The organism is Brachybacterium epidermidis (genome assembly GCF_015209585.1).
Taxonomy (GTDB): Bacteria; Actinomycetota; Actinomycetes; order Actinomycetales; family Dermabacteraceae; genus Brachybacterium; species Brachybacterium epidermidis.
The window spans coordinates 348,881-369,919 of the sequence record NZ_JADEYR010000001.1 but is presented as its reverse complement, the minus strand read 5'-3'; the positions used below and the strand labels follow the sequence as shown (position 1 = coordinate 369,919).

Below are 21,039 nucleotides of genomic sequence, written 5' to 3'. Positions count from 1 at the left end.
AGGTCGGGATGAGCACAGGATGGACCGCACCCGGGACCAGCAGCGTCCCGCAGGGCCAGGAGCCGGGGACGCACCCGGACGGCTTCGGTGCGCCCCCGATCCCGGACCCCACGAGCACTCAGGGGCCCGCAGACGGCCCGGCTGGCCCGCTGCGCCGGGAACTGGTGCAGCAAGCGCCCCTGTTCCCCCTGCGGCCGCTGTCGGTCGGTGAGGTGCTGGGAGCGGCGGTGCGCATCTACCGTCGTCGGGCCAAGGCCATGCTGCTGGTCTCCGCGGCCGTTCACGGCATCGCGTACGTGCTGATCACGGTGCTCACCGGAGCCAGCATGATGCCGCTGATCGGCGAGACCCGCACCATGCTCGAGGACCCGCAGGCGAGCGATCCCGGGGCGTTCTCGGTGATGTCCCTGTCCGAGGCGCTGAGCACGCTGGGGGCCTCGCTGGTGACCGGCGTGGTCTCCATGATCGCCGCCGCCATGGTCACCGCCGTCCTCACGCGGGTCGCCATCGGGGAGGCCACGGGCGAGCCCCTGGCCGACTCCGAGCTGTGGCCCACCCTGCGACGACTGGCGCTGCCCGCGGTCGGGGTCTCCGCCCTGGTGGGGCTGCTGATCACCGTCGCGGCCGTGGTCCCCACGACCCTGGGTCTGGTGCCCCTGCTGGTGTGGCAGGAGGCCAATGTGATCACAATCCTCGCTCTGGTGCTGGGCCTCGTCATCGCCCTCGTCGCGGCAGTGTGGCTCTACGCTCGCACCCTGCTCGCCATCCCCGCACTGGTGGGCGAAGGGACCGGGATCCTCGGGGCTGTGCGTCGCTCCTTCGCGCTGACCGCCGGGCGCCGCATGTGGCGGGTGCTGGGCCTGGGCGTCCTGCTGACGGTGCTGTACTACGTCGCCGTACAGGTGCTGAGCGGAGTCTTCGGCCTGGTGGGGTTCGTCGCCTACGTGGCGATCCTGCTGCTGTCCAACCTCGAGGCGATCGTGCTGGGCGTGATCGTGCTGACCGTGCTGACGATGATCGGTGCCTACGTCGCGACCTTCCTGCTGGCCCCCTACCTCTCCGCCGGCACCGCGGCGATCTACGCCGACAACCGGATGCGGCACGAGGCCTGGGACATCGAACTGAACCGCCGTGCCCGTGACAGCTGGAACGCCGGGCCGCTCCCATGATCCCCCTGGCCCCACCGGGGATCGACCCCGACGAGGCGCGCCGCCGGATGCTCGAGGAGCTGTCGAAGGCCGAGTACGACGACTCCCCCGGTTTCGTACAGTGGCTGCTCGAGACGATCGAGTCCTGGCTGACGGAGATCGTGCAGGGCATCGACGGCTCCTCCGCCGCCCAGGCCGGCCTGTTCGTCCTGCTGATCGCGCTGGCGCTCGGGGTGACGGTGCTCGTGCTGCGCCGCACCGGACTGATCCGGCGCAGCGCCACGCTGACGGTGGAGACGGCACTGGACACCCCGGAGGTGCTCAGCGCCTCCGAGCTGCGGTCAGCGGCCCGGGACGCCGTCGCAGCGGGGCGGCTCGATGATGCAGCAGTGCTGGCCATGCGCGCCCTGGTGCGCGATCTCGAGGACCGCACCCTGCTGGACGTCACCGCGGGGATGACGGCGCACGAGGCCGCCGAGGGAGCCTCCGTACCGTTCCCCGAACTGCGGGGACGCCTCCAGCTCGGTGCCCAGGCCTTCGACACCGCCGCCTACTCCTACCGCTCCGTCAGCGCCAAGCAGGCCGAGGACCTGGTGCGGCTGACCGAGTACATCGCGGAGTCCAGCCCGGACCTCACCGAGAGCCCGAGGGCCGCCGGATGAACAGCTCCGCCGATCGTCGGCCCCGATGGCTGGTGGTGCTGATCGTGCTCGCCGTGGTGGCGGCGGTCCTGGCCGCCGTGGCCCGCGGCTACTACCGGGACGGCCCGCTCGAGCCCGACGCGCCGACGGGACAGGGATCCCGGGCCGCGGTCAGCGTGCTCGTGGACCTGGGGGTCCAGGTCGACACCCATCGGCACACCGCCGATGCGGTCGAGGATCTGTCCGAGGGCCGCACCGTGCTGGTCACGGACCCCGGCCTGCTCTCCGGCGCGCAGCTGGAGGCCCTGGCCACCTCCCTGGAGGAGTCGGCCGGCACTCTGGTGCTGGTCCAGCCGGACTTCGTCACCCTGGGATACCTCACCCCGCTGATCTCCCCGGCGGGGACCGTGCGCACGCCCACCCTGATCGATGCCGGCCCTGACTGCGATGCCGCCTTCGGTGCACGCCAGGTCCACGTGCCCGGCGATGAAGGGCTGGTGGGACCGGCCACCACCTACCGCACCTCCGGGCAGGCAGCCGGCTGCTTCGCCTCCGGGGCGGGGTCGCTGGTGGCCGTGCACGATCGGCTGGTGGTGCTGGGCTCCCCCGATCTGCTGACCAACGACGGCATCGGGCAGGCGGACAACTCCGCCCTGGTGCTCAACGCTCTCGGTTCCGCCGGCGAACTGACCTGGTACATCCCCTCCCCCGCTGATCCGATGGCCGGCACCGGACCGGACCTGCTGGACTATCTGCCCGACTGGGCCACCTCGCTGGCGCTGTGGCTGCTGCTGTCAGCGCTGGTCGCCCTGCTGGCACTGGGACGACGCTTCGGGCCGGTGGTGGTGGAGCCGCTGCCGGTGACGGTGCGGCCCTAGGAGCTGGTGCTGGGGCGCGCACGGCTGCTGCAGCAGTCGCAGTCCCGGGATGCGGCCGCGGCCTCCCTGCGCGCCGCTGCCGCGAGACGCCTCGCCGACCGGCTCGGCATCCGCCACGAGGAGTCGCTGGACGCCCTGGTCGCCGCCCTCACCCCGCATCTGGAGCAGTCCCCGGAGCAGATCCGCTCCCTGCTCGGACCCACGCCCGTGAGCAGTGACCAGGCCCTGGTGCAGCTCGCCCACGACCTCGACCGACTCGAGAAGGAGATCGACCGATGAACGGTTCCAGCCAGGCCGCCGTCCCGCCCGGGGCCGAGGGCCCCACCGCGCCCACCGGGCCCGATGTCGACCGCGGCACCCGCGAGCAGCTCCAGGGACTCGCTGACGAGATCCACAAGGGAGTGGTGGGCCAGGACGCCGCGGTCACCAGCCTGGTGGTGGCCCTGCTGTGCCGCGGCCACGTGCTGCTGGAAGGAGTTCCCGGTGTGGCCAAGACCCTGCTGGTGCGCTCCCTGGCCGCAGCGCTGGACGTGCGCATGCGCCGTGTGCAGTTCACCCCGGACCTGATGCCCGGCGACATCACCGGCTCCCTCGTCTACGACGCCTCCACCAGCGACCTGGTGTTCCGGGAGGGCCCGGTGTTCACCAACCTGCTGCTGGCGGACGAGATCAACCGCACCCCTCCCAAGACCCAGTCCGCACTGCTGGAGGCCATGGAGGAGCGCCAGGTCACCGTGGACGGCATGCCGCACCCGCTGCCGGACCCCTTCCTGGTGATCGCCACCCAGAACCCCATCGAGTTCGACGGCACGTACACGCTGCCGGAGGCCCAGCTGGACCGCTTCCTGCTCAAGGCGGTGATGCCGCTGCCGGAGCGCGAGGTCGAGGTGGACGTGCTGCGGCGTCACGCCGACGGCTTCGACACCACGGACCTCGGCGCCATGGGGCTTCGCCCGGTGGTGGACGTGGCCGCACTCGAACGCGCCCAACGGGATGTGGCCACGGTGGCGGCAGAGGATCCGGTGGTGCAGTACATCGTGGACGTCTGCCGCGCCACCCGCCGCTCGCCGAGCCTGGCCCTGGGGGTCTCGCCGCGCGGTGCGATCGCCCTGCTGCGCACATCCCGTGCCTGGGCGTACCTCTCGGGCCGGGACTTCATCACCCCCGACGACGTGAAGATCATGGCTCCGTCCACCCCCGCGCACCGGGTGCGCCTGACCACCGAGGCGGAGCTGGAGGGCTCCCAGGTGGAGGCGGTCCTGGCCGCGACACTGGCCTCGGTGCCCGTGCCGCGCTGAGAGGCAGTGGAATGAGGATCTCCATCACCCCGCGCGCCGCACTGGTGACCCTGTTGGGACTGCCGGTGCTGGTGCTGTGGCCCGCCTGGTGGACCGTGCTGCTGCTGGCGGCGGCATGGCTGCTGGTGGTGCTGATCGATGCGTTCCTGGCCCCTTCCCCCCGCGCGCTCACCGTGCAGAGGGACGCACCGGGGCAGGTCAGGCTGGGCGGGGATGCCGGCGGGCGGGTGCTGGTTGCCAATCCGACCTCCCGCCCCGCGGACCTGGAGATCCGGGATGCCTGGAACCCGACGGCCGGTCTGGTGCAGCAGCGCTCCGCGCTGCGGGTGCCGCCGCGAGAGAGGCGGGCCGTCGCCCAGGTGTACCGGCCCACGCGCAGGGGCCAGCACTCCTCGCGAACGCTGCTGCTGGCCTCCCGCGGTCCGCTCGGGCTGGCCCGCCGCACCGCAGCCGTGGACGCGCCGGGTCGACTGCTGGCGCTGCATCCCTTCGCCTCCCGCCGCCACCTCCCCTCCCGGGTGCGACGGCTGCGGGAGATCGAGGGGCTGGCCGCGATCCATCAGCGCGGTCAGGGCACCGAGTTCGACTCGCTGCGCGACTTCGTGGACGGCGACGACGTGCGTTCGATCGACTGGCGGGCCACTGCGCGCCGCCGCAGCGTGGTGGTGCGCACCTGGCGCCCCGAGCGGGACCGGCACGTGCTGATCGTGGTGGACACCTCCCGCACCTCCGCCAGCCGCCTGGGTGACGCGCCCCGCCTGGACGCCGCCTTCGATGCGGCTCTGCTGCTGACCGCGCTGGCAGGGCACGCCGGGGACCGCGTTGATCTGCTGTGCATCGACCGCATCCCCCACGTGTCCGTGGTGGGCTCCAGCCGCACCACGGTGCTCAACGACATGGTGCGCTCCACCGCCGCCGTGCACCCTGCCCTGGTGGAGACGGACTGGGAGCTCGCAGCCAGCACGATTCGGGACCGTGCCCGCAAGGGAGCACTGGTGGTGCTGGTGACGCCGGTGGACGCCTCCGTGGTGGACACGGGACTGCTGCCGGTCGCCGCGCGCATCGGACGCGACCACCCGCTGGTGGTGCTGTCGGTCGCCGATCCCGCCCTGGATGCCCTGGCCGCGGGGCGCGGGAACCTGGAGACCGTGTACCGGGCGGCGGCCGCCGAGCAGGACAGGATCCGCCGCTCCGGAGTGGCGCGGGCCCTGGAGCGGGTGGGGGCGCATGTGGTGGATGCGCCGCCGGAGAGGGCACCACGGGCTCTGGCCGACTGCTACCTCGCGCTGAAGGCGGCCGGGCGGCTGTAGGCGGCACCCCGCCCGATGGGGACCCGGCCACCCCGCAGCGGGGACGTGGCGGGTCGGGGTGACCCTGCCACAAGGCCGGATCGGCGGCGAGCATCCGCTCCCATCGATCCGGTCGACTGCTCAGCCCGCGGTGGCGACGTGGTCGCCCACCATCTCCTCGGAGAGGCCCCCGGTGATCCCGCAGCGGTGCACCTGCCTGCCGCGCACCAGCATGAAGGCGAGGAAGGCCAGCCAGGCGAGGGCACCGATCGCGATGCGCACCACCGGGGACAGCCCGCTGGGGGTCACGAACGCCTCGATGAACCCGGAGACCAGCAGCACCGGCACCAGCCCGATCGCGACCGTCACCAGCGAGCGTGCCGCCCGCGACAGCGCCCACAGCCGAGGCAGCTCCCCGGGGCGGATCCACGCCCAGAAGGTGCGCAGTCCTGCACCGGCACCCACCACCACGCAGGTCAGCTCCAGCAGCCCGTGCGGGAGGATGTACACGAAGAAGGTGCCCAGGCCCCCGTAGGCCCCCATCACCCCGGCCATCAGCCCCACGTTCAGGCCGTTCTGCAGCAGCATCATCACCGGCCAGAAGCCCGTCACCCCCAGCACGACGGCCTGGACCGTGATCCACGCGTTGTTGGTCCACACGTTGGCGGCGAACCCGGAGGCGTCCCCCTGGAAGTAGTACTCGACGAAATCGCGCTGGGCGAGGGAGCGCTGCGCGGCCTCCGGCAGCACCAGTCCCCGGGCCACCGGATCGAGCCCGAAGTAGAGGCCGCACACCACCGTGGCCCCGAGGAAGATCGCAGCGGCCAGTGCCACCGCCCACCGCGCCTGGAACAGGGCGGCCGGCAGGTCCTCCCAGAAGAAGGTGCGGGCATGCTTCCACAGCGGCGTGCGGGCCCCGGTGATCCGCAGGCGCGCCCGGTGCACCAGCAGCGAGAGGCGCGCGGTCAGGGCCGGGTCCGGGTTCGTGGAGCGCACCGTGGACAGGTGCGTGGCCGCAGCCTGGTAGAGGGACACCAGCTCGTCGATCCCCTCGGCATCGAGCCGGCGGGTGCGGGTGAGCTCGGCCAGCCGCTCCCACTGGGGGCTGTGCACGGAGACGAAGGCATCGGTGTCCACGTCCCCAGGGTAGGCACGCAGCATGCTTCCGCGCCGCCGACGAAAGTCGAACTCCGACCTGCCGGAAGCAGACCGTGGACACTCTCGCAGGCGCCGACGGCCTGCCAGGATGGAGGCATGTCGACGATCTCCGCACCGAGCGATGCCGGTTCCGCGTCACTGGCACGGGACGACAGGGAGTCCCTGGTCACCGGTGAGGCGGTGCTGCTGGACCTGCGCACCGCCTCCTTCGCCGTGCGCATGCTGTCGGCGTCGATCGACGGCGCCATCCAGCTGGCGATCCTGGTGGGCGGGATCGTCGGCGCGGTGTGGGTGATGGCGGCCCTGGATGCCGACGAGGGGTTCTTCGCCGCCGGGACGCTCGTCATGAGCGTGACCGCGTACGTGGGCTACCCGGTGCTGTGCGAGATGCTGCTGCGTGGCCGCTCCGTGGGGCGACTGGTCACGGGCACCCGCGTGGTGCGGGAGGACGGCGGGCCGGTCCATGTGCGTCAGAGCGTGCTGCGAGCCGTGACGGCCATGTTCGAGATCTGGGGGACGGCCGGTGCGGTGGCCCTGACCTGCTCGGTGCTCGATCGCAAGTCGCGTCGGATCGGGGACCTGCTGGCGGGCACCGTGGTGATCCAGGAGCGCATGTCCGCTCCGCGTTCGCAGCGCATCGAGCTGCCGGAGGAACTGCGTCCCTGGGCGGCGGGGGCCGATGTGGGGCGGCTCCCGGTGGCGCTGGTGCAGGACATCCGCTCGTTCCTGCCCCGAGCCGAGCGCATCCATCCCCGGTCGCGTCAGCAGCTGTCCCGCGACCTGCTGCAGCGCACGCTCCCGTTCGTGGCACCGGCTCCTCCCCCGGGCACCGATCCGGAGGCGTTCCTGGCCGCGGTGGTGTCGGAGAGGTCCCGACGCGACGAGGAGAGGCTGCGGCGAGCTGTCGCGGCGCAGCGCGAGCTGTCCGCTGAGGTGCGCACGGCGCCGTTCACCGCCTGAGGCGGATCGGCACCGGCCGTTCAGGCGATCGGTGCCTCGGTGCGACCGGCGATCAGCACCGGGATCCCACCCTCGACCGGGTGGATCCGTCCACAGGACGCGCACTGGAGGCCCGCATCGACATCGCGCAGGGAGCCCGTGCAGTCGGGGCAGCGCAGTCGTTCGCGGACCCACGCAGGCACATCGGCACCGCTGGCCCCGGCCGGGGCCAGGTGCGGCAGCTCAACGTCGACGGGCTGCAGGCTCACCACCGGCTGCTGGCGCACCAGCGCCAGGATCTCGTCCCGCACCCGGATCATCGTGGTCTCCAGCTCCGCCTCGACGTTCAGGCGCAGCAGCGGCTCGGTGTTGGAGGATCGCAGGGAGAACCACCAGCGCTCCTCCGCAGGGGCCTCGGCGTCCCAGTGCTCCACTGTCAGGCCGTCCAGGTCGTCGCACGTGGCCCCCGGGATCCGCTCCGCGTGTGCGCGCACGGTCGCGCGCGACTGCTCGGCATCGTCCACCCGGGAGTTGATCTCCCCGCTGCTGGCATAGGGATCGTGGGACGCCACCAGGGTCGACAGGGAGAACTCGCTCTCCGCCAGGGCGGCGATCACGTGCAGGGCCGCGAGCATCCCGGAGTCCGCGTGGAAGAAGTCCCGGAAGTAGTAGTGCGCGGAGTGCTCACCGCCGAAGACGGCGCAGTGCTCGGCCATCAGCGCCTTGATCAGGGAATGGCCGACCCGGGAGCGCACGTGCGTGCCGCCGGCGGCCCGGATGGTCTCGGCCACGTGCCGGGAGGAGACCAGGTTCGCGACCACGGCCGGGTGCTCCTCCCCGGCGGCTCGCGCTCGGGCTATCTCGCGCTGGGCGATCAGGGCGGTGATCGCCGAGGGGGACACCAGGGCACCGGTCTCGTCCAGGACCACGCACCGGTCGGCATCGCCGTCGAAGGCGAAGCCGAGATCGGCCCCCTCGCTCAGCACGGCCTCCCGCAGGTCCTCGAGGTTGGTGGGGTCCAGCGGATCCGCCGGGTGGTGGGGGAAGGTGCCGTCGAGCTCGAAGTGCAGCGGAACCAGGTCGATCCGGCCCAGCCGCTCCGCCACTGCGGGAACGGTCAGCCCGGCCATGGCATTGGCGGCGTCCACCACCACGCGCAGTCGTCGGCCCTCGGGGATCGGGACCAGCCCCAGCACGGTGTCGACGTAGTCGGCCAGGGTGTCCAGGGGCTGTGAGACCCCGCCCGGGATCTCCGGGATCTCTCCGGAATCGAGGTAGGCCTCGGCTGCGGCCCGCATGCTCGCAAGGCCGGTGTCGCGGCTGATGGGTCGGGCACCGGGCAGGCACAGCTTCAGCCCGTTGTCCTGGGCAGGGTTGTGGCTGGCGGGGATCATCGCCCCGGCGGCACGATGCAGGCCCGAGGCGCAGTACAGCTGATCGGTGGAGGACAGCCCGGCCTCCCCCACGGTGGCTCCTCGACGCACGGCTCCGTCCACGAAGGCGCGCGCCAGCTCCGGGGAGGAGACCCGCATGTCGTGGGCGACGATCATGTCGCCGCCGCCCGGAGAGCTCTGCAGGAAGTCCGCGAAGGCGGCGCCGAGCGCGCGGGCCACCTCGGCCGTCAGCTGCGTGCCGGCCTCACCGCGCACGTCGTACGCCTTGACGATCGGTGAGAGGTCCGCCGGTCGGCTGTCAGTCATGGGGGCTCCTGAGGACGTGGAGATGGCGAGCTGGTTCTCGCACCGGGGCGGGCTGCGTCCGTGACGCCGTCCCGGCGTCGGCGGGTGTCTGCGTGCTGCGCGGCGGCTTCACGGCATCGGCGAGGGCGACCAGGTCGTCGCTGACCTCCGATGCGCCGGCCACCCGCAGCAGTTCCCATCCCCGCGGGGCGGTGAGCCGGGAGGCGTGCTCGCGGCACAGGTCGTAGGCGTGCGGCTCGCTGCTGCGGGAGAGCGGCCCCAGCACTGCCGTGGCGTCCTCGTACACGAAGGTCAATGTGCTCACCGCGGGCAGGGAGCAGGCGGTGCGGGAGCATTCACGGGCTGGCACAGCAAGGAGTGTACGCAGGCAGAAGGCCTCCTGGTGGACGGCGCGCCCGGTGCACAGCACCCCGTGCGCTCCCCGATAGAGTGCGGGCATGGATGCGTCCGGGCTCACCCCGCCTCCCGCCCCGAGACCCGGCCTGCGCCGGCGTGATCGCCGGGGGCGCGGCAGGCGCTGGGACCTGATCCCCCCGCACCTGCCCGGCCATCGCACGCGGCGCGAGCGCTTCGACGACACCGTCACCGACGCCGCCGCCTCCCTGATCGAGCGGTTCCCGCGCCGACTCGCCCATCTGCGCGTCGTGGTCGAGGAGGTGCCGCCCGCCGATCCAGCTCCCTGGGAGGACGCCTCGGTGCTGCTGGGTCGTGCCCTGCCCTCCACCCGGGAGCACCCGCCGCGCATCATCCTGTACCGGCTGCCGATCCAGACCCGCTGCTCGACCGAGCAGGACCTCGATCTGCTGGTGCGCCAGGTGCTGTCGGAGCAGGTGGGGTCGATGCTGGCCATCGCGCCGGAGGACGTGGACCCGGAGGCGTGGGGGCAATGAGCGTGCGAGCCCTCACTCGGACAGTCGCACGCTGACCTCGACGTCGGTGTTCTGCAGCACCGTGACGGGGAGGGTGGCCAGCAGGGTGCCGCCGGCGCCGTCGTCGTGCTGCTGCACCCAGCTGGCGTGCAGCACTCCCGGCCTCTCCGGCACCACCGTGACGCCGGCAGCGGGCTCCCCGTCGACCTGGAGGTCCTGAGTCGGGACGGTGGCCACGGTCTCCGCCGCGATCTGCATCACGATCGGTTCGGCCGCAGCGCCGTTCTCGGAGATCGGGGCCACCGTCACCTCGGTGTCCTCGGTGGCGGTCAGGGTCAGGTGCCCGGCCTGTCCCCCCGCGGGCAGGGCCACGACGGAATGGGAGCCCAGCTCCGGTGCCGGCGCCGCCAGGGCGAAGTCGACGGGGGCACCGATGGTGTCCCCGGGCAGGTCCGCCCCGCTCGTCTCGGATCGGACCACGGCCAGCAGCGGCTGCGAAGAGTCGACCCTCACGGCATGATCCCCCTCGGGCACGCCGTCCAGAGCCACCGGCACCACGGCGCCGGCCGGCACGGTGACCTCCTGCTCGGCATCGGGCAGAGGCCCACCGGTGCCCATCACGGTGACGGTCGCGGTGGCATCCTCGCCCTGGGTGTTGGCCAGCACCAGGGTGGGGGCGGCCTGTTCCACGCGCACCCCGGGAACGATCTGCTCGCGCGCGGGCGCGCTGGTGGGCGCCAGGATCTCTGCACCCCCGGGGGTGAGGCCGTCCCGTTCCGTGGTCTGCATGTGCATCACCAGCGGTGCACCGATCACCTCGGCGCGCACGCCCACGTGGTCGTGGCCCGGGGCGATGGATTCCAGCAGGATGCGCTGCTCCGTGCGAGGTGCGACCACGACCTGGCTGCGCCCCGCCATCGTCGCAGGACCGTCCGCCGTCCACACCTGCACCGCTGCGGTGGCGGGGCGGTCGCCGGGATTGCTCAGCACCAGCTGCGAGCTGGCGCCGCGCTGCGTGGACACCCCCAGGAACGCCGCATCGGTGGCGGTGGGCAGGCAGCGGCTCATCGCCAGCGAGCGGTAGTCACCCTCGGTGGTGACGGTGGTCTGGACGGTGTCGGAGACGGCGCGACCGCCCTCGGAGCCCGTGGTCTGCACCTGCAGCGTGTCCTCCGCGCCGGTGACGGTCTGCACGGCGGCCCCGAGGTCCCGGGAGACGGTGGGGACGGTCAGGGCCTGCCCGTCGGCGCCGAGGGCGGTGATGGAGGGAGCGCGCACGGAGCCGTCCTCCTCCAGTCGGGTCTCGGATCCGCTGACCCGGCCGAACAGCAGGGACGAGGCCGGTTCGAGTGCGACGGTGCGGACGTCGACCGCGGGTGAGGGCGGGATGACCGCGAGGTCCTCATCGGTGCCGGCGCCGAGCGCCTCCTGCGGGGGATCCAGCGGGCCCGGGCACCACAGCTGGACTCCCCCGGCCTCGGCACTGGTCACGGATCGCTCCACCGTGGTGGGCCCTGGCTGAGGGGTGATGGCCAGTGCCCCGACGGCAGCTGCCAGCGGCAGCAGGCTCACCAGTGCGAGCACCGGCCGGAGCCGTCCGGTCCGGTGGCCGGGCACGTGATCGTCGAGCGGGACAGGGTGATGATCGTGCTCAGACATGGAAATCCTCCCCTGGCCGACTGCGCCCGCGCCACGGGATCGCGATCAGCGCGGTGATCCCCGTCACGCCGTACAGGAGCACCTTCCACAGCGGCAGCCAGGGCTGCTCTCGACTGATGACCAGGTGGCCCTCGACCCCGGCCGGAACGACGAAGCCCTGTGCCCAGTCGTCCACAGGAACCGGCTCGAGCTCGGTGCCGCCCACGTCGGCCCGCCATTGGGAGTCGAGGCGCTCGGACAGCACGAGGGTGCGGGGCTCCTCGCTCGCGGTGATCTCCCCCGCAGCACCGATCACGCCGCTCGGGATCAGCTGGGGCTGTCCCGGCCCCTCGAGCCAGGCACGGGGCGTCGCATCGATCACGCGCCACATGCCCCCGCTCGAGTTCTGCGTGACCTTCTCCACGGCGGAGGAGGAATCGAGGGTGTCCACCAGGCCCGCGCTGTCCTCGGCGCTGCCGGGCACGATGACGTAGGCGAGGGCGAGCGGATCGGTGGGCCCGGCGGCACCGCCCGGGGCGAGGATGCCGGTGACGGCTCGGCGCAGCGCCTCGCTGCCGGGATCGGAGTCCACCGGCTCGCCGGCCTCCACGCGATCGGCCCCGCGCAGTGAGGCGATGGTGGCGTGCTGGATCACGGAGTCCCCGCCGTGGACCACCACCTCGGCGCGGACCGTACCGTCGTCCCCGGGGCGCAGCACCAGCACGCGCGCGCGGGCATCGGTGCGCCCCTGGTCGGCAGCGGCCGCCGGCACCTGGCCTCCCTCCACACGGTCGATCCTGAGTGAGGAGGGCAGCGCCACCGTCCATCCCAGCACCGCGACCGCGCAGACCGCGGCGACGACGGCCCCGACCCCGCCGGTCAACACGCGACGGGTGCGGGAGATGTCGCCCTCCCGGCGGGCCAGCGCATCGAAGACGGCGGCGCCGCCGATGCACAGCGCCAGCAGCAGCGTGCTGAGAAGGGCATGCGCGGGGGCGGGCACGAGCACCTCACCGGTCACGAACATCGGGGTGTGCTGCAGCAGCAGCACGAGCAGCAGGGTCGGTGCGGCGAGAAGGGCAGCGAAACGTCCGGCCCGGCCGGCGCTGCCCGCCAGGAACGGCGCGACCAGCGCTCCCACCGCAACGGGCAGCACGGGGAGCATGAGCAGGAGCTGGGCCGCGACCGGGCCGAGGGATCCCGCAAGGTGCCCGCGCAGGGCAGGTGCGGTGGGCCACAGCGCCAGCAGGTCCCAGGCCTCGGCGGTCACCGGCCGGGGACGCACCCCGCCCACTCCCAGCAGCAGGCGTGGATCTCCGATGTACACGGCGAGGTAGGGCAGATGGAGGGCGAGGGAGGGGGCCAGCACCCACAGCAGCCGCAGCCGCCGACCGGGGACGGAGGGGGCGATCAGTGCGAGGGCGACAGCGGCCAGGAGCAGCAGCAGCGGGGCGACGGCGCTGAGCACCAGCAGCAGCAGGCCCCCCGCCGCGGCCGCGGGCACACTGGCCCGTTCCGCCTTGTGGGGCAGGCCGATGGCACGACCGATGCTGAGGGCGAGCAGGGGCAGCAGTGCGTGCACGAGTAGCAGCGGCCAGGCGCCGTCGGAGAGCGCGGCCAGCAGCGGGGGGGCCAGCGCCCAGGTGACCGTGAGGGTGAGGCGCGCTCCGACGGCGCGGGTGATCGCGCCTGCGGCCCACCAGGCCAGCAGCGCCGAGGCGGGGACCGCGGAGAAGACGATCACCTCCACCAGCAGTGCCCCGCTCACCGGGAGGTGGCCCATCACCCGGACCAGGGGATCCGCCGGGCCCCGCTGTCCCAGTCCTCCCGGGATCCAGCTGGCCCAGGCGGCCTCCCGCAGTGCGCCCCAGGAGGCCGGTAGGGGGATGAGCGCGGGGCCGGTCAGCTCTCCCCGGCCGAACAGTCCCCTCAGGGTGATCATTCCCAGGACGGTGGCTAGCACGGCCACGGCGACCGTCCAGGCGATGTGGCGGCCGTAGTCCGCATCGTCGATCCCGTGCCGGGTGCCGGCGATGCCCCAGGAGGTGAGTCGGGCGCGACGGCTGCGATCGTCGTCGGCGAACAGATGGGTCAGTGCGCTCTCGGCGCTCTGTCGGATGCCCTCCCCGGGCGGCAGGTACAGAGGTGCGAGACGACGACCGGGGACCCGGGCGCGCCTGCGCTCCTGCGCACCGCGGGCCATCACCCGGGGGGCCCGGCGCATGACCTGTGCCGCGGCGCGCAGCTCCACCGGGATCCGGCGCGGTTCGGAGGCCGCGATCGCCCCGGCCGTCCGCAGCAGGGTCACCAGGGGCGTGAGCAGCAGTGTGAGCAGGCCCAGGAGCCAGGACCGGTGCTTGAGCAGCAGCGCCATCTGACCGGTGCGCCGCTCCAGCAGGCGCTGCTGGGGCGATGCGTCCGAGACCGGTGCGAGCGCACGCGCGGCCGACTGCACCGCCACCCGCTCGCCGCCCCTCCAGATGCGGTGGCACAGGTCGATCTCGGCCCAGGGGGTAGGCAGATCGGGGTCCAGTCCGCCCACCTCGCGCAGCGTGCGCTCGCGCACCAGCATCCCGGGCAGCCCCACCGCGAGCACGTCCTGACGCCAGTCGGACTGTCCCTGGTCGATCTCCCCGGGTTCGACGCCGGTGACGATCCGACCGCTGTGGGTGAGGGTGAGGCCGACGTCGACCAGGACGTCGGCATCGTCGGCGGTCCGGGGCGGGGAACCCTCAAGGTCCTCGCGCAGGCGCAGCCGCTTCGGCCCCACCGCCGCTGTGGTGGGTGAGACGGCCACCGTGGACAGCAGCTCCGCCAGGGCGTCGTTCCCCGGTGCCGTCTGCTCGGTCAGGAACCACAGCCATGAGTCGCTCCCGCTCGCCCTGCGCCCCGGGTCCCGCCGGCGGCGACGCAGCCGCTCCGGCACCCGGGCGAGCCTCTCGGCCTCCTGGGTGCGGGCCCTCTCCAGGGCCTCCATGTCGATGTCGCGGGCGCGTCTTCCGCCTTGGGAGCCGGACGAGCGGGCCGTCGTCCCACCCTCGGTGGTCACCGGCGAGTGCACCGTCTCGACCGCGTCGCCGGCGCTCCCGATCACCTCGAGGGCCTCGCGCACCGCACCGGCCCGACCGACGGTGTCGGAGAGGCTGTGGACGGCGTCGGGGCCGAATCCGTCGGCGAATCGGCGCACCGCCTCCTGCACCTGGGCGGACAGCCCTGCGGGCACCATCACCAGGGTGCGGTTCGGGGGTCGGGTCTGGGCCGCCAGCGCGGCGGCGGTCGTCTCCAGGGACGTGAGCGTGGTCGACCTGCTCAGCAGGACGACGGCAGTGACCTGACGTTCGCTCACCCGCTCAGGATGTCAGACTGCGCGGCGCTTGAGCTTGCGTCGTTCCCGTTCGGACAGCCCGCCCCAGATCCCGAAGCGCTCGTCGTTCTCGAGGGCGTACTCGAGGCACTCGGCCCGCACCTCGCAGGAGACGCACACCTTCTTGGCCTCCCGGGTGGAGCCGCCCTTCTCGGGGAAGAAGGCCTCGGGATCGGTCTGCGCGCACAGGGCGCGCTCCTGCCACGACAGCTCGGCCTCGTCCTGCTCCACGGCGAAGTCCAGCAGAGACAGCTCGGTGCGCTGCGACTCGGTGACGGCGTCCTTGTCCATCGGTGCGTCTCCTCCCTATGCCGTGGCTCGTGACTGGATGCCGTGGCTCGTGACTGGCGGTGGGTCATCATGCATGCCCGGCCTGTTGCCCACCTAAACTACACCCGTGTGGTTCGTGTGCGTCAAGCGGGAGGAGCCGTGATCGAGACCCCCACCCGGATCCATGCCGTCCCCGTGACCGGGATCGGCGAGATCCAGCCCGGTGACCGGCTGGATCAGGCCCTGCTCCCCGCGCTGCGCGCCGCCGGGGTCGAGACCGGGGACGTGCTGTGCATCTCCACCAAGATCGTCTCCAAGTCCCTGGGGCTGGTGACCTCCCCGGAGCTGCGCGAGCGTGCCGTGGAGGAGTCCTCCGTCCGGATCGTCGCACGGCGGCTCCACACCCATCGGGTCACCACCATCGCCCAGATCCCCTCCGGTCCGGTGATGGCCGCCGCCGGGGTGGACTCCTCGAACGCACCTGGCGGCCCCCTGCTGCTGCCCCCGGACCCGGACGCATGCGCTGCAGAGCTGCGGACCGCACTGCAGGACGCCCTCGGGCTGCGACTGGCCGTGGTGCTGACCGATACCTCCTCGCGCGTGTGGCGGGTCGGTGTGGGTGACATCGCACTGGGCGCGGCGGGCCTGCGCTCGCTGCAGGACCTGCGCGGAAGCGTCGACGGCTCGGGGAGATCGCTGTCGGTGACCGTGCGCACCCTCGCCGATGAGATCGCCGCGGCCGCCGACCTGGTCAAGGGCAAGTCCGAGCGGGTGCCGCTCGCGCTGGTACGGGGACTGGCCGAGCACGTGGTCGACGGCGACGTGCAGGTGCCGGCCGCTGCCCTCTCCCGCACCGGGGGCGAGGACTGGTTCCGACGCCCCAGCCTGGAGTCCGTGTGGCAGGCCATGGGCGTCCCCGCCGATCGTGAGCCGATCGCCCGGATGAGTCCCGAACCCGCGGACGAGCGCATCGCCAGGGCCCTCGCGGTGGCGCTGATCGACCGCACCGAGGCACCCCCTACCGACGAGGACGCCCCGGCCCCCCAGGGGCAGGGGCCCGGCTCGCCCACTGCCCGTGCGCGTCTGGTGGGGCCACGACGCATCGAGGTGCATCCGGCCGGGGACGGGCCGCAGCACTGGCTGGCCGCCGGCGCCCTCGCGGAGCGGATCCGCACGGCCCTGGGGGCCGAGGCCATTGCCGCCCCCCTGCCCTACGTCCAGATCCACATCACCCCGGAGACCGCACCATGACCTCCTCGACACCGTCGACACCCTTGACACCCTCGACCCCCTCCACCTCCGATGCCGCCTCCGGACTGCTGGCAGCCCTCGAACGCACCGGCCCCCGCCCCGCTCTGGCCTGGTACGAGGAAGAGGGCCGGGTGGAGCTGTCCGGCCACGTGCTGGCGAACTGGGTGATCAAGTCCATCGGCCACCTGCATGACGAGATCGCCCTCGCACCCGGCACCGAGGTCGTCCTGGACCTCCCGGCGCACTGGAAGCGCCTGGTGCTGGCACTGGCCGTGTGGTCGCTGGGAGGGACGCCGCGCGCGGCCGACGGCGTCCGAGCGACCGCCTTTCTCCCCCATGCCCCCTCACCGGTACCCGAGGTGCTGATCAGCGACCGCCCCGGCTCCGGCCCGGTCGAGGACGCCGATGAGGTGCTGGCGGTGGATCCGATCTCCCTCGCCGCCCGGTTCAGCGCAGAGCTGCCACCGCTGGTGCACGACTGGGCGCAGGAGGTGCGTGCGAGCTCGGACCGTCTGGCCATCGCGCTGCCGGCCTGGTCGGGCCCCTCAGCTGAACCGGTGGACGGGAGCGACCTCGCCGGGGGGACGCCTGGCCCACCGGCGCGCCTGCTGGTCGAGGACGACGGTCTGGACGCCGTGCCGCAGGTGCTCGGGGCACTGCTGGCAGGCGGCGGCATCGTCGGCCCCGCCTCTCGCGTCGATGAGCGCCGGGCAGCGGACGAGCAGGTCACCGGCCGCGCGTGCAGCTCCCAGCGCTGAGTTCGTCCCCAGCGCTGAGAGAGTCGCGCACCGGGAGGGTCCATTGCCGTCCCATCAGCTCTCGCGCAGCACCCGCACGGCCTCGACCGGGTCGCCGTCGAACACCACGACCCCCTTGCTGAGCACGACGATCCTGCTGCACAGCTCGGTGAGCATGTCCAGCTCGTGGGAGACCACCACCATGGTGCGGCCGGCCTCCTGCAGCTCCCGGATCCGGGCCAGGCACTTGCGCTGGAAGGGCTCATCGCCCACCGAGAGGATCTCGTCCACCAGGAAGATGTCAGGATCGGTGTGCACGGCGACCGCGAACGCCAGGCGCAGGAACATGCCCGAGCTGTAGTACTTCACATCGGTGTCGATGAACTCCTCGATCTCGCTGAACGCGACGATCTCGTCGAACTTCGCCTCGATCTGCTCGCGGCTCATCCCCAGGATCGCCCCGTTGAGGTACACGTTCTCCCGGCCGGAGAGATCGGGGTGGAAGCCCGCCCCCACCTCGATCAGGCCGGCCACGCCCCCGCAGCAGCACCCGCCCTGATCCGGGAACAACCCCCGGAGATGGTCTTCAGCAGCGTGGACTTGCCGGAGCCGTTGAAGCCGATCAGGCCCACCGTCTCCCCCGCCCGGATGGTGAGGTCCACGTCGTCCAGCGCCAGGAAGGTGTCGGCGAGCTTCTTCTTCTGCAGCGCGGAGAACACCAGCTCCTTGAGGGAGTGGTCGTGGCGCAGGGAGAAGTTCTTGGTGACGTGCTCGATGCGCACCATCTCGCGCTCGACCACGGTGGATGCGGGAGGGGTGCCCGGGGCGTCGGTGTCCATCATCGCGGCTCCTGTCTCACAGTTCCTGGGCGAAGCGCCGCTTGGAGCGCTCGAAGACGATGGTGCCCAGGGCGAAGGTCACCGCGGCGATGAGGAGCCCCGCCCACCACAGGCCGAACGGTTCGCCGGGCATGGTCAGCGAGGGGTCCGAGGCCGTCGCCTCCACGACGCTCGGCCCGTAGCGCCAGAACGCGACGTGGAACAGCTCCACCACGATGGTGAGCGGGTTCAGCTGGTAGAGCCACCACCAGATCGTCCCGCCGATCGCCTCCTCCACCATGGAGATGCGGTACAGGACGGGGGACAGCCAGGTCGCCACCATGACGATGAGGTCCACGAAGTTCTCCACGTCGCGGAAGGCGGCGTTCAGTGCGGCGGTGAGCATGCCGAGCCCCATGGTGAACACCACCAGGATCACCAGTCCCAGCACGAAGGCGACAGCAGCTGTCGGGGAGGGCAGCCAGCCGAACAGCAGGGCGCCCACCACCAGCACCAGCAGCTGCGGCAGGAAGTGCACCAGAGCCACGATCATGCTGGCCCAGGGGAACAGCTGGCTGGGCAGATAGATCTTCGCCACCAGTGCCCCGTTGCCGGTGATCGAACGCGTGGCGTTGCCGAACACCTCGCCGAACAGGTTGACCACCACGATGCCGCTGAACAGGTAGACCGCGTAGGCGGGGGTGTCCCGCTGCAGCTGCAGGAAGACGCCCAGCGCGATGTAGAACACGATGAACTGCACGGCGGGCTTGACGTAGCTCCACACCATGCCCAGCACACTGCCTCGGTAGCGGACCCGCAGCTCCTTCTTGACCAGCAGGCGCAGCAGGAAGCGCTCCTTGATGGGATTCAACCAACCGGCGTCCTGCCCGGGCGCGCGCCAGCCCTCGGCTTGCTCGGCACGGGAGGGCGCGCGCAGCGCCGGGCTGACCCCGCCGACGTCGACGCTGTCGTTCACGCGGTGCGCCCCTCCTCAGGGGCCTGCTCCGGGTCCACAGCCGGCTCGACGGCGTTCGCGGCGAAAGTGCGCTCCCAGGCCTCGAAGGAGGCGAGCTCAGCAGCGGCCTCTCGGTACCGGCGCTGCAGCTCGGGCCAGCGACGCGTCAGCTCCATGTGCGCCGCGGCACCACGGGCGAGGAGGCTGCGCACCAGCTTGGGGTCACGCTTGTACCAGAACATCTTCGAGCCCTCGGCGTTGGACACCAGGGCGCTGTCGTATGCGGACAGTGTCCACCACTGCGCGTCCTGGGCCGGGATCAGGCCCTGCGGCCCCTTTCGGGACTCCTCACGCACGGGCTTGAGCGTCTGCTTCGCCAGGGACTTGACCATCCACAGCGGCAGCAGCACACGGCGCGGGGCCGTGATCGGACGGCCCTTGTTCGGCGGCCTGCCCTCATTGACCTCTGGGAAGTCCTCCGGATCGGCCTTGCCCGCGGCATCGGTGTGCTCGGCCAGGATGGCGCGCACCTGTGGGAGCTTCGTGCCGATCTCCTCGTGCAGGACCTCTGGGCCGCGCAGGAGGTCCTCCTGGGCGAGCAGGCGCACCAGCTCGGTCGAGTACTGCATCGACAGGGTGTGCTTGAGGTCGATGCCCTGTGAGTCCAGGACCACGCCGCCGCCGCGCGTGTAGGGCGAGTGGAGCAACGCCGTGATCAGGCGATTGCGCTGATGGAAGTACGCCTGCCAGTCGATGGCGTCGTTCTTGTCGGTCCAGCTGACGTGCCAGGTACCGGCGCCCGGCAGCGACACTGTTGGATAGCCGGCCTTCTTGGCGCGCAGCCCGTACTCGGTGTCGTCCCACTTGATGAACACCGGCAGTGCCAGGCCGATCTCGCGCAGCACCTCGGTGGGGATGAGACACATCCACCAGCCGTTGTAGTCGACGTCGGCGCGACGGTGCATCCAGGCGGTCTCGCGCAGGGGATGCGCAGCCAGATCATGTCCCATCACCGCCTCAGCCGAAGGGGTGCCCTGCTGGATGGTCCAGCGGTCGACCTTCTCGCCGAAGGCGTGCAGCACCGAGCGATTGTTGATGTCGAACATGTGGGCGCCGACCAGGGTCGGCTTGGTCGCGAAGTCCGCGAAGGTCGCCATGCGAAGGATCGACTCGGGTTCGATGGCCACGTCGTCATCGCAGGTGATGGCGTAGGCAGAACGGCCGTTGGTCGCGCCCTCGTACAGCCCGCGAGAGAATCCGCCGGAGCCGCCGATGTTGCCCTGCTCGATGATCCGCAGCTGATCACCCATCGCCTCGACGTACGGGGCGATCTGCTCGGCGTGCTCGCGCAGCCGGTCGCTGCCCTGATCGACGATGTAGAGCGCGTCCAGCTTGGCACGCAGGTCAGTGGCCTCGCAGATCGTCTTGAGATTCTCCAGGACGTACTCGACCTTGTTCATCGTGGTCATGGCCAGGGAGAAGGTGCCATCCTGGCGGGCCAGGGAGGCATCCGCGCTCCACTCGGCGCTGATGATCTCCAGACCACCGGCTCCCGAGTAGGCATCGAACCAGTACCATCCGCCGTCGCCGAAGGCGGTCAGCGGGAGGTCGAAGATGCTGGTGGTCTCGTCGCCCTCCTGCACCTGGGCGAAGTCCTGCCGCTGGAAGGAACCGCGCGCGTTGGAGCGGAACACGATCAGGCGTCCGGCGCCGCGGGTCACGATCGTCAGGCGCAGCTTCCGCACCGGCGTCCAACGCCTCCAGTACCCGGCCGGGAACGCGTTGAAGTAGGTGCCGAAGGATCGCATCTCGCCCGCCGGGATGCGGGCGCCGTGGCGGGGGAAGCTCTCCTCCGCCCCGAGCGTGGAGTCGTCGAAGACGGAGGTCTGACTCTGGGCCTCATGCGAGCGGGTGGCGCCGGAGGAGTCGGTGTAGACGGCGCTGGCCGAGGTCGCGGCCCGCGAGGGCGTGCCTTCGATGTAGAGAGGAAGCACGTCCGGAGTCGGCTCGAGCGGCATCAGCAGGCGCTGGATGACACGGTGCTCGACGGGAGCGCTCTTCGCAGCGGAGGTGGAGGTCATCGTGG

General features: G+C 71.9%; 18 protein-coding genes and 1 pseudogene. 10 read left to right on the top strand and 9 right to left on the bottom strand.

Translation table 11 applies throughout. The annotated features are described in order from the left end of the window. Positions 1-8: 8 nt before the first annotated feature. From IOE58_RS01660 to IOE58_RS01640, 6 genes are read left to right on the top strand one after another with little or no spacing between them, the layout of a single operon-like run. A complete protein-coding gene (locus tag IOE58_RS01660; RefSeq protein ID WP_228018469.1) occupies positions 9-1,169 on the top strand; it encodes a glycerophosphodiester phosphodiesterase in 1,161 nt (386 codons plus the stop codon). Further along, complete coding sequence (locus IOE58_RS01655) at positions 1,166-1,810, top strand: DUF4129 domain-containing protein (RefSeq protein WP_193864691.1); 645 nt, start codon at positions 1,166-1,168, stop codon at positions 1,808-1,810. Before IOE58_RS01660 ends, IOE58_RS01655 begins: the two co-directional genes overlap by 4 nt. Then, positions 1,807-2,667, top strand: coding sequence for a DUF4350 domain-containing protein (locus IOE58_RS01650; RefSeq protein ID WP_228018467.1), 861 nt, complete (start codon positions 1,807-1,809; stop codon positions 2,665-2,667). Before IOE58_RS01655 ends, IOE58_RS01650 begins: the two co-directional genes overlap by 4 nt. A gap of 6 nt (positions 2,668-2,673) precedes the next feature. After that, positions 2,674-2,946 (top strand): hypothetical protein, encoded by a 273-nt coding sequence (locus IOE58_RS14095; RefSeq protein ID WP_228018466.1) that lies wholly within the window; start codon positions 2,674-2,676, stop codon positions 2,944-2,946. Then, on the top strand, positions 2,943-3,965 hold the full coding sequence (locus IOE58_RS01645; protein WP_193864690.1) for an AAA family ATPase: 1,023 nt from the start codon (positions 2,943-2,945) through the stop codon (positions 3,963-3,965). The genes IOE58_RS14095 and IOE58_RS01645 overlap by 4 nt, the downstream gene beginning before the upstream one ends. A gap of 11 nt (positions 3,966-3,976) precedes the next feature. Then, positions 3,977-5,275, top strand: coding sequence for a DUF58 domain-containing protein (locus IOE58_RS01640; RefSeq protein WP_193864689.1), 1,299 nt, complete (start codon positions 3,977-3,979; stop codon positions 5,273-5,275). 120 nt (positions 5,276-5,395) lie between these two features. Here the strand turns inward: IOE58_RS01640 and IOE58_RS01635 are convergent, their stop codons facing one another. Continuing rightward, positions 5,396-6,391, bottom strand: coding sequence for a stage II sporulation protein M (locus tag IOE58_RS01635; protein ID WP_193864688.1), 996 nt, complete (start codon positions 6,389-6,391; stop codon positions 5,396-5,398). Positions 6,392-6,508: 117 nt separating this feature from the next. Here IOE58_RS01635 and IOE58_RS01630 point away from each other — a divergent pair, with 117 nt between their 5' ends. Then, positions 6,509-7,372, top strand: coding sequence for an RDD family protein (locus tag IOE58_RS01630; protein ID WP_193864687.1), 864 nt, complete (start codon positions 6,509-6,511; stop codon positions 7,370-7,372). A gap of 20 nt (positions 7,373-7,392) precedes the next feature. Here the strand turns inward: IOE58_RS01630 and IOE58_RS01625 are convergent, their stop codons facing one another. Together IOE58_RS01625 and IOE58_RS01620 are read right to left on the bottom strand one after the other, a co-directional pair. After that, positions 7,393-9,051: a phosphomannomutase/phosphoglucomutase gene (locus IOE58_RS01625; RefSeq protein WP_193864686.1), complete on the bottom strand. Its 1,659-nt coding sequence runs from the start codon at positions 9,049-9,051 to the stop codon at positions 7,393-7,395. Beyond that, complete coding sequence (locus tag IOE58_RS01620) at positions 9,044-9,355, bottom strand: DUF3499 family protein (RefSeq protein WP_396121480.1); 312 nt, start codon at positions 9,353-9,355, stop codon at positions 9,044-9,046. The genes IOE58_RS01625 and IOE58_RS01620 overlap by 8 nt, the downstream gene beginning before the upstream one ends. Before the next feature lie 133 nt (positions 9,356-9,488). Here IOE58_RS01620 and IOE58_RS01615 point away from each other — a divergent pair, with 133 nt between their 5' ends. Beyond that, complete coding sequence (locus IOE58_RS01615) at positions 9,489-9,941, top strand: metallopeptidase family protein (RefSeq protein WP_193864684.1); 453 nt, start codon at positions 9,489-9,491, stop codon at positions 9,939-9,941. A 12-nt stretch (positions 9,942-9,953) separates the two neighbouring features. On the opposite strand, the gene IOE58_RS01610 is transcribed toward IOE58_RS01615, so the two are convergent. Genes IOE58_RS01610 through IOE58_RS01600 form a run of 3 tightly spaced genes read right to left on the bottom strand, consistent with a single transcriptional unit; the run spans position 9,954 to position 15,213 of the window. Then, positions 9,954-11,579, bottom strand: a complete 1,626-nt coding sequence (locus tag IOE58_RS01610; RefSeq protein ID WP_193864683.1) for a DUF5719 family protein — start codon at positions 11,577-11,579, stop codon at positions 9,954-9,956. Further along, the gene (locus IOE58_RS01605) at positions 11,572-14,904 is read right to left on the bottom strand and encodes a glycosyltransferase family 2 protein (RefSeq protein WP_193864682.1); all 3,333 of its coding nucleotides are present in this window, start codon (positions 14,902-14,904) and stop codon (positions 11,572-11,574) included. Before IOE58_RS01605 ends, IOE58_RS01610 begins: the two co-directional genes overlap by 8 nt. Positions 14,905-14,916: 12 nt before the next feature. Beyond that, entirely contained in the window at positions 14,917-15,213 is a 297-nt protein-coding gene (locus IOE58_RS01600; protein ID WP_284690620.1) for a WhiB family transcriptional regulator, read from the bottom strand. A gap of 138 nt (positions 15,214-15,351) precedes the next feature. Between IOE58_RS01600 and IOE58_RS01595 the strand changes: the two genes are divergently transcribed. Further along, complete coding sequence (locus IOE58_RS01595) at positions 15,352-16,443, top strand: coenzyme F420-0:L-glutamate ligase (RefSeq protein ID WP_348981833.1); 1,092 nt, start codon at positions 15,352-15,354, stop codon at positions 16,441-16,443. Positions 16,444-16,466: 23 nt separating this feature from the next. Then, entirely contained in the window at positions 16,467-17,201 is a 735-nt protein-coding gene (locus IOE58_RS01590) for a TIGR03089 family protein (protein WP_193864680.1), read from the top strand. Between the two features lie 54 nt (positions 17,202-17,255). Here IOE58_RS01590 and IOE58_RS01585 read toward each other — a convergent pair. From IOE58_RS01585 to IOE58_RS01575, 3 genes and pseudogenes are all read right to left on the bottom strand, one after another. Then, positions 17,256-17,965, bottom strand: a pseudogene (locus IOE58_RS01585) (ABC transporter ATP-binding protein). A gap of 70 nt (positions 17,966-18,035) precedes the next feature. Further along, the gene (locus IOE58_RS01580; protein WP_259890903.1) at positions 18,036-18,974 is read right to left on the bottom strand and encodes an ABC transporter permease; all 939 of its coding nucleotides are present in this window, start codon (positions 18,972-18,974) and stop codon (positions 18,036-18,038) included. After that, on the bottom strand, positions 18,971-21,034 hold the full coding sequence (locus IOE58_RS01575) for a glycosyltransferase (RefSeq protein ID WP_193864679.1): 2,064 nt from the start codon (positions 21,032-21,034) through the stop codon (positions 18,971-18,973). The genes IOE58_RS01580 and IOE58_RS01575 overlap by 4 nt, the downstream gene beginning before the upstream one ends. Positions 21,035-21,039: the final 5 nt, after the last annotated feature.